The sequence below is a fragment of the Pseudomonas rustica genome (assembly GCF_018336155.1).
Taxonomy (GTDB): domain Bacteria; phylum Pseudomonadota; class Gammaproteobacteria; order Pseudomonadales; family Pseudomonadaceae; genus Aquipseudomonas; species Aquipseudomonas rustica.
Window position 1 is genome coordinate 35,961 of the sequence record NZ_JAGYHF010000001.1, and the last position, 13,372, is coordinate 49,332.

At 61.7% G+C, this 13,372-nt stretch carries 1 protein-coding gene; it reads right to left on the minus strand.

The window, feature by feature from the left end; all coding sequences use genetic code 11:
• Positions 1–55 precede the first annotated feature (55 nt).
• The gene (locus KFS80_RS00200) at positions 56–13,054 is read right to left on the minus strand and encodes a non-ribosomal peptide synthetase (protein WP_212543682.1); all 12,999 of its coding nucleotides are present in this window, start codon (positions 13,052–13,054) and stop codon (positions 56–58) included.
• Positions 13,055–13,372 lie beyond the last annotated feature (318 nt).

Genomic DNA, 13,372 nt, shown 5'->3' on the forward strand with positions numbered 1-13,372 from the left:
TTCCAACGGTGGGAGCGGGCTTGCTCGCGAAGGGGCCCGTGCAGACACTAGAGAATTAAAGCCCTTCCAGCTCCGCCATCAAATCATTCAACCGATCCACCTTCTCCTCGGTAATGTCACTCGCCGCCAGCCCATCAATGTACTCGGCCAACTCCTCCACCGTGCTGCACTCGAACATCGCCCGCAGCGGCACATCTCGTTGCAAGGATTTCTGCACCCGCGAGGCGATCTGCGTGGCCAGCAACGAATGCCCGCCCAGTTCAAAGAAGTTGTCGCGCACACCGACCTGCTCGACCTTCAACACCTCGGCCCAAATGTCCGCCAGCGTCTGCTCCAGTTCATTGCGCGGCGCCAGATAATCCTGACTCTGCAGTTGACCGATCTCCAGCGCCGGCAAGGCTTTGCGATCAAGTTTGCCGTTGGCATTCAGCGGCAGTTGATCGAGCCACAACCAGTGCAGCGGCACCATGTATTCCGGCAGTTCGGCGCGCAGACGCTGCTTGATCCGCTCAAGGCGCTCGCTCGGATTGAGTGCCGAATCGGCCGCCACCAGATAACCAACCAAGTGCTTGCCGTTGACGCCCTCCTGCACACCGACCGCGCCATCGCGCACTTCCGGTTGTTCATGCAAACGCGCTTCGATCTCACCCAGCTCAATCCGATAACCGCGAATCTTCACCTGATGGTCAACGCGGCCAACGTACTCCAACAACCCATCGCTGCGACGTCGCGCCAAGTCACCGGTGCGATACAGACGTTCGCCCGGCGCACCGAACGGGTTCGGCACAAACACCGGCGCCGTGCGCAGCGGATCACTGACATAGCCGCGACCGACGCCCGTGCCCGCCACACACAACTCACCCACCGCACCCAACGGCACCAGTTCCAGCGCGCCATCGAGCAGATACAGCAAGTTGTTGTCGGTCGGCGTGCCGATCGGCAAATAACTGCCGCGCGTCGAAGCCATGTCGACCCGGAAGAACGCCACGTCATCGGAACATTCCGCCGGGCCATACGCGTTGACCAGACCAATCTGCGGATAACGCAGCAACCACTGATGCGCCAGCTCCGGCGGCATCGCCTCACCGGTCGGCAACATCCAGCGCAAGCCATCGAGACTCAGGCGATCCGCGGCGAGCATGCCCTGAATCAGCGAAGGCACACTCTCCAGCACGGTGATGCCTTGCGCTTGCACATGCTTCAGCAGACCTTGCGGATCGTGGGCAATCGTATTCGGCACAATGTCCACTCGCGCGCCGAACAGCGGCGCGGCAAGGAACTGCCAGACCGAAATATCGAAGCTCTGCGAAGCGGTCTGCGCGATCACATCGGCGTCACACAAATTCAAATACGGCACCTTGCTCAACTGGTTATTGAGCATGCCGCGCTGTTCGACCATCACGCCTTTCGGCAGGCCGGTGGAGCCCGAGGTGTAGATCACGTAAGCGAGGTTGTCCGGGCCGCTGTAAATGCCAGGATTCGTCGCCGACAACGCCAAGGCCTGCACTTCTTCCCAAACCAGAAGCCGTGGACGATTGGCGCAGCTGAATTCATCGAGCAAGGTCTGCGCCTGTTCGCGACACGCCTCGCTGCACACCAGCAGCGGCGTGCGGCTCAGCTCGATGATGCGTTGCAAACGCTGACTTGGCAGCCCCGGATCCAGCGGCAGATAACCCGCGCCCGCCTTGAAGCTGCCGATAATCATGCCGAGCAGGTCGAGATTGCGTTCGGCGAGCAACGCCACCGGTTGATCCGTCTGCACACCCGCCGCGACCAGTGCATGGCCGAGGCGGTTGGCGTTGTGGTTCAGCTCGGCATAGCTCTGTTGCTGATCAAGGCACGTCGCGGCGATGCGTTGCGGATGCGCGGTAACCTGCGTTTCGAACAGCGCCACATAGCTCTGCTCCAGCGGATAATCGTGGGCACTCTGGTTGCAACCATGCAGCAGGAAGTCCTGCTCCTCAGCGCCCAACAGCGGCAGATCAGCCATGTCGCCATGGAAGCCCTCGACCAGCGCCAGCAGCAGACGCTTGAACTCGCCGAGCATGCGCTCGATGGTCGATTCGTCGAAATAACGCTGGTCATACGACAGGTGCAGACCAAGGTCATCGCCCGGGTAGCACACCGCCGTCAACGGGAAGTTAGTGTGGGTTCGTCCGGAGTCCGAGGTCGCGTTCAGGCTCTGCGCGCGATCCAGCACCGAGACTTCCACCGGGGCATTTTCGAAGACGAACAGGCTGTCGAACAGCGGCTGGCCTTTCGGCAATTCGCTTTGTTCCTGAATGTTTACCAGCGGCAGGTATTCGTACTCGCGCAGTTGCATGTTGCTGTCGAGCAAAGCGCTGAGCCACTGACGCACGCTGCTGCGTTCATCGTCCGCCGGCATCTGCACCCGCAGCGCGATGCTGTTGATGAACAGACCGACGGTGCGTTGCATCTCCGGCATGTCCACCGGACGCCCGGCCACAGTCACGCCGAACAGCACGTCACGATCGCCGCTCATACGGCGCAGCACCAAGGCCCACGCAGCTTGAGCAAAAGTGTTGATAGTCAGTTGATGCGCTTGCGCCAATTCACGCAGACGCACTCCGTCCTCGACATTGAGACGGGTGTAGCGGTCGCCGACGATCATGCCGCCGCTTTCACCGGCATGTTCACGCAAGAACGGACGGTCGCTCGGGATCGGCGTGGTGCGCTCGAACCCTTGCAGATTCTGCTGCCACCACTGCCGCGCTTCGGCGAGACTCTGGCGTTGCAGCCAGCCGATGTAATCGCGATAACGCGGCGGCACGGCGAGTTGCGCTTCGCGGCCTTCACCCAGAGCGGTGTAGATCTCGAAGAAATCGTTCATCAGCAACGAGCGGCACCAGGCATCGATAAGGATGTGGTGATTGCTCATCATGAACCAGTAACGCGCCGCGCCGACCTTGATCAGGCGCAGGTGGAACGGTGCCTGATTGAGCAGATCGAAACCGGCCTCGCGCTCGCTTTTCAGCAGCGCTTGCAGCTTCGGTTCCTGCTCGGGTTCGGCGATGGCGCTCCAGTCCAGATATTCGATTGGCGTGCGACCCGGCGTGTGAATCACTTGCAGCATGTCTTCGCCGACGTTCCAGCAGAACGAGGCGCGCAATGCTTCATGACGGGCGATCACCGCTTGCCAGGCTTGGGCGAAACGCTCGGCGTCGAGTTCGCTGTTGATGCGGTAGCGATCCTGCATGTAGTACAGACCGGTGCCCGGTTCGAGCAAGGTGTGCAACAACATGCCTTCCTGCATCGGCGTCAACGGATAGACGTCTTCGATGTGCGCGACCGGCACCGGCAAGGCATCGAGTTGCGCCTGAGTCAGTCTGGCCAGCGGGAAGTCCGACGGCGTCAGACCACCGGCTTCGTCTTGCAGGCAATGGCCGATCAGGCTTTGCAGCTCACCGAGGTACGCATCGGCCAGATCGTGGATGGTTTGCGCGTCGTAACGCTCGGCGCTGAACGTCCAGCGCAAGAGCAATTCACCGCCATACACCTGACTGTCGACGCTCAATTCATTCGGCAATGGCGCCTGCGGATCGTGGGCAGCGCCAACCGGCTCATCCAGCGGGCGGAACAGTGCATCGCTGGCGAAGCTCTGGTCGAACTGGCCGAGGTAGTTGAAGGTGACCGGTGCATGCGGCAGCGCCTCCATGCTGCGCTGAGTGAAATCATCGGCCAGATAGCGCAGCACGCCATAACCCAGACCTTTGTGCGGTATCGCGCGCAGTTGCTCTTTGATTGCCTTGATCGAAGCGCCCTGCCCTGCGGCCTCTTCGATGTTGTGCGGGGTCAGACGCAGCGGATAAGCGCTGGTAAACCAGCCGACGGTGCGAGTCAGGTCGATCTCGTCGAACAGGGTTTCGCGACCATGGCCTTCCAGTTGAATCAGCGCCGATGGCTGACCGCTCCAGCGGCACAACACGCGGGCCAGTGCTGTCAGCAGCAGATCGTTGACCTGCGTGCGATAAGCGGCCGGCGCCTGTTGCAGCAGCTGTTTGGTGTGCTCGGCATCGAGGCGCACGATGACGGTTTGTGCATGACGATTCTGCTGGCCGCCCTGCGGGTTTTCGCAAGGCAGATCGGCGTTCTGACCGGCCAACTGGGTTTGCCACCAGTTGAGTTCTTCGCGAAGGGACTCGCTGCCAGCGTAGGCCTGCAAGCGCGAGGCCCAGTCTTTGAAGGCACTGGTTTTTGCCGGCAGTTTCACCGCTTGCTCAGCGTCGAGTTGGCGGTACACGGTTTGCAAATCGTCGAGCAACACGCGCCACGACACGCCATCGACCACCAAGTGATGGATGGCGATAAACAGCCGTTGCTGAGCTTCCGAGCCATCGACCAATACCGCACGCAGCAGCGGGCCTTGCGCAAAGTCGAGGCTGCGCTGGGCATCGGCGAACAGCGCTTCACACTTGTCCATCGACGGCACGCGCACTTGCCACAACACCGCCGCATCCGACACCGGTTGGTGCGTCGCTTGCCACTGGCCGTTGGACTCGGTGAAGCGCAGACGCAGGGCATCATGCTGCTCGATCACCGCCAGCAGCGCTTGCTCCAGACGATGCGGTTGCAGCGCCACGGTTGGCTCCAGCAACAGCGCCTGATTCCAGTGCTGACGCTCAGGGATTTCCGTGTCGAAGAACCAATGCTGAATCGGCGTCAGACGCGATTCACCGGTCACCAGGCCTTGCTCCGCTGTCACTTGTTCGCTGCGGCTGGCCACGGCGGCGAGGGTTCGCACAGTCTGATGCTGGAACAGATCACGCGGGCTGAAATGAATGCCTTGCTGACGCGCGCGGCTGACCACTTGAATCGACAGAATCGAGTCGCCACCGAGTTCGAAGAAATTGTCGTTGAGGCCGACCTGTTCGACATTGAGCACCGCGCACCAGATCTGCGCCAGGGTCTGTTCCAATTCGTTGCTCGGCGCCACGTAATCCTGGCGATTGAGCTCCGGATCCGGCGCCGGCAAGGCGCGGCGGTCGAGTTTGCCGTTGGCGGTCAGCGGCATGCTCGCCAGCAGAATCAGGTGCGTCGGCACCATGTAATCCGGCAGTTGTGTCTTGAGGTGCGACTTGAGGGCTTCGCGCAGTTCAGCCTGTCTGGCTTCGCTTTGCTCGGCGACTTCAGTCACCAGATAGCCCACCAGTTGTTTGCCGCTTGGCGCATCAAGGGCGAGCACCACGGCTTCGCGGATCGAAGCGTGATCAAGCAGACGGGTTTCGATTTCGCCCAACTCGATGCGGAAACCACGAATTTTCACTTGATGGTCGATCCGGCCCAGGTATTCAACCAAGCCATCGCCACGCTGGCGTACCAGGTCGCCGGTGCGGTACATGCGTCCGCCGTCAGCGGCAAACGGATCCGCGACAAAACGCTCAGCAGTGATGCCCGGACGATCGTGATACGCCTGCGCCAGACCCGCGCCGCCGACGAACAATTCACCGGTCGCGCCCTGTGGCACCAGCGCCAGATCGGCGTCAAGAATGTACGCGACACGCGCGCCAATCACGCTGCCGATCGGCACACTGCCCGCACCCTCTTCCAGCACCTCAGGCGCCAGACTGGCCAGTGGCATGACCACGGTTTCCGTCGGGCCGTAGGCGTTGAAGAACATCGTCGGTTTGAACGCTGCACGGATGCGTTGCAGATGTTCGCCGGTCAGCGCTTCACCGCCGGTGATGATCATCCGCACCGGCAGGATCTCGTTTTGCGTCGAGAGGAACTGCGCCAACTGGCTGCCGTAGCTCGGGGTGAAACCGAGCACGTTGATTTTATGCGTGCGGATCAAACCGCAGATTTCTTCCGCGTCCCACTGACCTTGCGCACGCAGCACCACTTGCGCGCCGCTGAGCAGCGGCACCAACAAACGCTCAGTCGCCGCATCGAAGTTGATCGAATAGAAGTGCAGTTCGCAGTCGTCCGGGCGCATGCCAAACCGCTCGATCACGGCCTGACAGTGCATGGCGATTTCGCCGTGGGAAACCACCACGCCTTTCGGCTTACCGGTCGAACCCGAGGTGTAAATCAGGTAGGCCTGATGCTGCGGCAGGCTGATAAACGGCAGCTCAGTGGCCGGGTAATCGGCCAGCGCTGCACTGTCGTCTTCCAGGCACCAACGCGCCACACTCGACGGTAGATCGCCGAGCGCTTCAAACATCGCGCGATCACTGAGCAGCAGCCCAATGCGGCTGTCTTCGATCATGTAATGCAGACGGTCGAGCGGATATTCCGGATCCAGCGGCACATACGCACCGCCCGCCTTGAGAATCGCCAGCAGGCCGATGACCATTTCCAGCGAACGCTCCAGCGCCAGACCGACGCGCACTTGCGGGCCGACGCCACGCTCGCGCAGGGCCCAGGCCAGACGATTGGCGCGGGCGTCGAGTTCGGCGTAGCTCAAAGTCTGCCCGGCGAAAGTCAGGGCCGCTGCGTCCTTGCGCGCCAGTGCCTGTTCGGCGAACAGGTGATGAATACACTGGTCGAGACGATGCTCGCCCGGCTCGATGCCGAGGCTGTCGCGCAGCTGCTGTTGCTCGGGCGCGTCAAGCAGCGGCAATTCACTGAGGCGCTGTTGCGGATCGGCGATCAGCGCTTCGAGCAAATTGCGCCAATGTCTGGCCATGCGTGCGATGGTCGATTCGTCGAACAAATCGGTGCTGTACGTCAGGCAGCAACCGAGACGATGGTCGAGGTCGGTGACTTCCAGGTTGAGGTCGAACTTGGTCGCCCGCGCATCGTTGGCCAGATATTCGACGGTCATGCCAGCGAGCATGCGGCTCTGCTGGAATTCCCAGCGCTGCACATTGCACATCACTTGGAACAGCGGGTTGTACGCGGAACTGCGTGGCGGCTGCAAGGCTTCGACCAGATGATCGAACGGCAGATCCTGGTGCGATTGCCCTTCGATCACCGTGTGGCGCACCTGCTCGAACAATTCGCCGACCGACATCATGCCGTCGAGCTGGCAACGCAGCACTTGGGTGTTGAGGAACGCACCGATCAGCCCTTCGCTTTCCGGCCGAATACGGTTGGCCACCGGCGCGCCGATGCGCAGATCGGTCTGCCCGCTGTAGCGGTAAAGCAGCGTGGCGAGCGCGGCGGTCATGGTCATGAACAGGGTCAGACCGTTTCGCGCGTTGAATGCACGAACCCGCATAGCGAGGTCGTCGCTCAGGTCAAAACGGAACAGCTCGCCCTGGTGGCTTTGCACCGGCGGACGCGGGCGGTCGCCGGGCAATTCCAGCAGCGGATGTTCGCGACCAAGTTGCGCCGTCCAGTAATCGAGTTGGCGCTGTCGCTCGCCGGATTCCAGCCAGTTGCGCTGCCAGACGCTGTAGTCGAGGTACTGCACCGGCAGCGGTTGCAGCGGCGAATCGCGGTCGTCGACAAACGCTTCGTACAGTGCGCTGAGTTCGCGGGCGAAGATATCCATCGCCCAGCCTTCGGTGACGATGTGGTGCAGGGTCAGCACGAAGTAATGCTCGTGCTCGGCGGTCTTCACCAGACAGGCGCGCAGCAGCGGGCCAGTTTCCAGATCGAACGGCAGATGCGCTTCTTCATCGGCGAATTGCTGAACCTGTTGCTCGCGCTGATCGGCGGCAATTTTCGAGAAATCCTTCCAGCCCATGCGCACGCCGGTCTCGGCATGCACCTGTTGACGGGCGATGCCATCGACGCTCGGGAACGTCGTGCGCAGGGTTTCGTGGCGCAGAATCAGCGCTTGCAACGCAGCCTCGAAACGCTCGACGTGCAACACGCCACGCAGGCGCGCCATGCCACCGACGTTGTACGCCGGGCTGTCCGGTTCCATCTGCCAGAGGAACCACATGCGCTGTTGCGAGTACGACAGCGGCACCGGTTTGCTGCGGTCGACCTTGGCGATTGGCGGCTGCTTGTTGGTGCGGCCGCTGACTTGGATCAAACGAATCTGTTCGGCGAAATCACCGAGTTCGCTGTGCTCGAACAACGCGCGCAGCGGCAGCTCGACGTCACAGGCCTGACGGGTGCGCGAGATGATTTGCGTGGCCAGCAGCGAGTGGCCGCCGAGGGCGAAGAAGTCGTCGCGCAGGCCGACCAGGCTCAGGCCAAGCACTTCGCGCCAGATCGCGGCGATTTGCTGTTCCAGCTCGGTCACCGGTTCGACGTGTTCACGCACTTGCCATTGCGGCTCGGGCAAGGCGCGGCGGTCGAGTTTGCCGCTAGGGCTGAGCGGCATTGCGTCGAGGCGCATCAGTTGTGCCGGCACCATGTATTCCGGCAGTTCGGCGGCGAGTGCGGTTTTCAGACGAGCGATTTGTTCGTCGTGATGTTCACTGGCATCGGTCGCGGTGAAGTAGCCGATCAGTTGCGCGCCGGCAGCGGTTTTGCGCACCAGCACCACGGCTTGGGCGACGCAGTCCTGGGCGAGTAACCGCGCTTCGATTTCTTCCGGTTCGACACGGAAGCCACGCAGTTTGACCTGCTGATCGAGGCGACCGAGGTATTCGATCACGCCGTCAGACGTCCAGCGCGCGCGGTCGCCAGTGCGGTACAAACGTGCGCCATGCTCGCCCAATGGATCAACGACAAAACGCTCGGCAGTCAACGAAGGACGACCGAGGTAACCGCGAGCCAGACCAATGCCGCTGATGCACAACTCACCCGGCACACCGGCCGGTACGGGATTGAGATCAGTGTCGAGCACGCGGCAAATCACGTTGCCCAGCGGTCGGCCAATCGGCGAACGCTCGCCATCGGCGGTGGTGCAATGCCAGTGCGTGACGTTGATCGCAGTTTCAGTCGGGCCGTAACGGTTGTGCAATTGCACCGCTGGCAGTTGCGCCAACACGCGGTTGCGCAGTTCAGCGGGCAGCGCTTCACCACCGGAAAAAACGCGGCGCAGGCTGGTGCATTCGGCGCTCAGCGGTTCGTCGATGAACAGTGAAAGCAATGGCGGTACGAAGTGCAGCGTGGTCACGCCATGTTCTTGCACCAATTGGGCGATGCGATGCGGATCGCGGTGTTCACCGGCGCCCGCAATCAGCAAGCGCGCACCAGTGATCAGCGGCCAGAAGCATTCCCACACCGAGACGTCGAAACTGATCGGCGCCTTTTGCATCAGCACATCGGTTTCATTCAACGCGTAAGCGCTCTGCATCCATTGCAGACGTTCGGCCAGTGCCGCATGCGTATTGCCGACGCCTTTCGGCTGGCCGGTGGAGCCCGAGGTGTAGATCACGTAGGCGAGGTTGTCGCCGTGCAAGTGCAGACCCGGTGCCTGGCTCGGCCAGTTTTCCAGGTGCAGGGCGTCCATGGCGATCACGCTGACGCCGTCGCTGGCCGGTAAACGGCCGAGCAGTTCGGTTTGAGTCAGGAGCAATTCGACGCCGCTGTCGCTGAGCATGTAAGCCAGGCGATCAGCCGGGTATTCCGGATCCAGAGGCACGTAAGCGCCGCCGGCCTTGATGATCGCCAACAGGCCGATCAACAGTTGCGGCGAACGCTCGGCGGCGATGGCCACGCAAACGTCCGGGCCGACACCTTTGTCGCGCAGATAGTGCGCGAGGCGATTGGCTTGCGTGTGCAGTTCGGCGAAGTCGAGGCTACCGCCCTCCCACACCAGCGCAGTGCGTTGCGGGGCCTGGCGTGCCTGTTCGTTGAGCAGTTCGGGCAGCCATTGTTGTGCCGGAACGCACGATGCGACGCTCCAGTTTTTCTGCTGATCGTGCTCGCCGACGGTGAGCAGTTGCAGATCGCCGATGGCTTGTTCTGGACGTTCACAGACGTCGCGCAGCAGATTGCTGAAATGCTCGGCCAGTCGCGCGATAGTCGCGGCGTCGAACAGTTCGTTGGCGTAGTCGAAGGACAACGTCAGGCGACCATTACGGTCTTCTTCGCTGTGCAGTTGCAGGTCGAACTTGGCTTCGCGGCTGTGCCACGGCAACTCTTCGGCGAGCAAACCCGGCAGGCGTTTGAGCGCACTGAGGTCGCGTTGCTGGTGGTTAAACATGATCTGGAACAGACCTTGTTCGCGGGCCTGCGGGAAAACTTCGAGCAGCTGTTCGAACGGCAGATCCTGATTCGCCTGTGCGCCGAGTGTGGCCTGGCGGGTTTGCGCCAGCAGCTCAACGAATGGCAGGCGCGAATCAAGTTCTGCACGCAGCACTTGGGTGTTGATGAAGAAGCCGATCAGGCCTTGAGTTTCCAGGCGCGGACGGTTGGCGTTGGGTACGCCGATGCGGATATCACGCTGACCGCTGTAGCGATGCAGCAGGCTCTGGAACGCCGAGAGCAACAGCATGAACGGTGTCGATTGATGCGCTTGCGCTGTGTTGCGAATCGCCTCGCTGAGGCTGACGTCCAGACGCACGGTGTGACGTGCAGCGCTGTGTTTGTGTTGCGCCGAGCGCGGATGATCGGTGGCCAGTTCCAGCACTGGATGCTCGTCGCCCAACTGCGCTTTCCAGTAAGCCAGTTGCCGCTCGCCCTCGCCTTGCGCCAGCCATTGGCGCTGCCAACTGCCGTAGTCAGCGTATTGGGTTGGCAGTGGCGCGAGGTTGGCCGTTGCGCCTTGCGAGGCAGCGGCGTACAGGCGCGAGAATTCGTCGATCAACACGTTCAGCGACCAACCGTCAGCGATGATGTGGTGCATCGTCACCAGCAGTTGGTGATCTTCATCGTCGAGACGGATCAGCGTCACCCACAGCAGCGGGCCTTTCTCCAGATCGAACTGAGTGCGGGCTTCGTCGTCGCGGATCTGCTGCGCGCGGGCTTCGCGTTCATCGGCTGGCAGGTCGCTGATGTCGATCAATTGCAGGTTGAAATCGGCAGCGGCATCGACATGTTGCAGCGCTACGCCGTCACGTTCGAAGAAACGCGTGCGCAGGGATTCGTGGCGCTCGATCAATTGCTGAAAGCTTGCGCGCAGTGCGTCTTCATCGAGTTCGCCACGCAAGCGCAGGCCGCCGGGAATGTTGTAGGCGCTGCTGTGCGGGTCGAGTTGCCAGGTGATCCACAAGCGGTTTTGCGCCAGCGATTGCGGCATCGGCTCGGAACGTGACAGCGCGGTGATCTCACCTTGCGCGCTGCCGCCGTCCTGTTGTTGCTGGGCGACTGCGGCGGCAAACGCGGAGAGGGTTGGCGCTTCGAACAGCAGGCGAAGGCTCAGCTCCAGACTGAGTGCTTCGCGAACACGGGCGATCACTTGCGTGGCGGCGATCGAGTTACCGCCAAGCAGGAAGAAGTGATCGTCGGCGTTGACCTGTTTGACGTTGAGTTGCTCAGCCCAGATTTTGCCGATCAGCGTTTCAAGTTCGGAGGCGCTGGCTCCCGATTCTTGAGTTTCAGTGGCGCTCGACGGGAACACCGCGTAGCTGTCGAGGCTGCCATCGGCCAGACGATTGCGACACGCTGAGCGCTGCAATTTGCCGCTGGAGGTTTTCGGCAGTGCGCCGGGATTGAGCAACACGACCACGCTCGGCGCTTCTTGATACGCCTCGGCCACGGCTTGGCGGATGGCTTTGATCAACGCTTCCGGCGGCAGGATTTTCTGCACGCTGCGGCTGATTTCCGCCGCTATACCGATGCCTTCTTCGCCATTCTGATTGATCGCGAATGCAGCGACGCGGCCCTTGCGCACCACTTCAACTTCACGTTCAACGGTTTGCTCGATGTCCTGCGGATAGAGGTTGTGGCCGCGCACGATGAGCATGTCTTTCAGGCGACCGGTGATGAACAGTTCGCCGTTGCGGATAAAACCCAGGTCGCCAGTGCGCAGCCAGGTGCGGCCAGCGTGCTGTACGAAGGTTTTGGCGCTGGCTTCGGGGTTGCGCCAGTAACCGAGGGCAATGCTCGGGCCGGTCGCCCAGACTTCGCCGACGGCATTGTCGGCCAATTCTACGAGCGTGCTCGGCTCAACGATCAGCACCGCGTGCTCAGGCTGGCTGATACCGCAGCTCATGATCGGACTGCCGTCGCCCGGCTCGGCACGATTTTGCGCCAGCGCTTGATCGTCCACGCGCAGTGCAGGAATGCCGGTGCCGCGTGGGGTGCCGGCGACGAACAGCGTGGCCTCGGCCAGACCGTACGAGGCCATGAAACTGTTATCGCTGAAACCGCTCGCGGCGAACTTGTCGGCGAAGCGTTCCAGGGTGTCGAGACGGATCGGTTCGGAACCGGAATAAGCCACGCGCCAGCGGCTCAGGTCGAGACGCTCCAGCGCCGATTCGCTGACCCGTTCGCTGCACAAACGGTAAGCGAAATCCGGCCCGCCGCTGATGGTGCCGCCGTATTGGCTGATCGCTTCGAGCCAGCGCAATGGCCGACCGAGGAAGTACGCCGGCGACATGAGGATGCACGGCACACCGCTGAAAATCGGTTGCAGCAGACCGCCGATCAACCCCATGTCGTGATACAGCGGCAGCCAACTGACGATCACATCGTCCGGGTTCACATCGATGCCGAAACCGTGGCGGATCAACAGTTCGTTGGCCACCAGATTACCGTGGCTGACCTGCACGCCTTTGGGTAACGCGGTCGAGCCGGAGGTGTATTGCAGGAAGGCGATGTGCTCTGGCGGCAGGTTCGGTTCAAGCCAGTTTTCGGCCAGCGCATTGTCGAGTGTGTCGACGCACAACAGCGGAGGCGCGCCTTCGATCTGCTGCAAGGCATCGCGCAGGTCGGCGCTGGTCAGCAGCAGACGCGGTTCGGCGTCGGCGATGATCGACAGCAAACGTTCCTGATGGTGACGGCGCGCCGATTCCGGCGGATACGCCGGCACTGCGATCACGCCCGCATACAGGCAACCAAAAAACGCCGCGACGTAATCCGGGCCGCTGGGAAACAACAACACCGCGCGATCACCAAATCCCGCCTCAGCCTGCAACGCGGCAGCAATCGTGCGCGCGCGTTGATCAAGTTCGCGATAGCTGAGCACCACAGCCTGTTCTTCGTTTTCGGCAAGAAAACGCAAGGCCAGTTGATCCGGCGTCAGGGCCGCGCGGCGCTGGAGGGCTTGGACCAGAGTGCTGGGGATGTCGAACGCGTCGGTCATGAGGTTTCCTGCCTGAAGTCGGCTTGCTGAGTGGAATCGGGTTGCTGCGTCACGCCCTCAAGGGCATGCAGGGCGCGGTCTGTGCCGACCGCGCAAGGCTGCGGAATGCTGTCTGGTCGGGGTTCGGTACCCGGAACCATTCACCAATGAGAACGGATGACGTCTTGAAATAATTAGTCGGCAGGCTGGATCGCCAACGGGGCTGGGATGCGGCGGCGTGTCGCAGTTCTCACAACGCACCAATTTGTATCATTAGTTCTCTTTCTCAATTGACAATCATTATCATTCAACATAATTTGTCGCTCGATGTGTAGGACG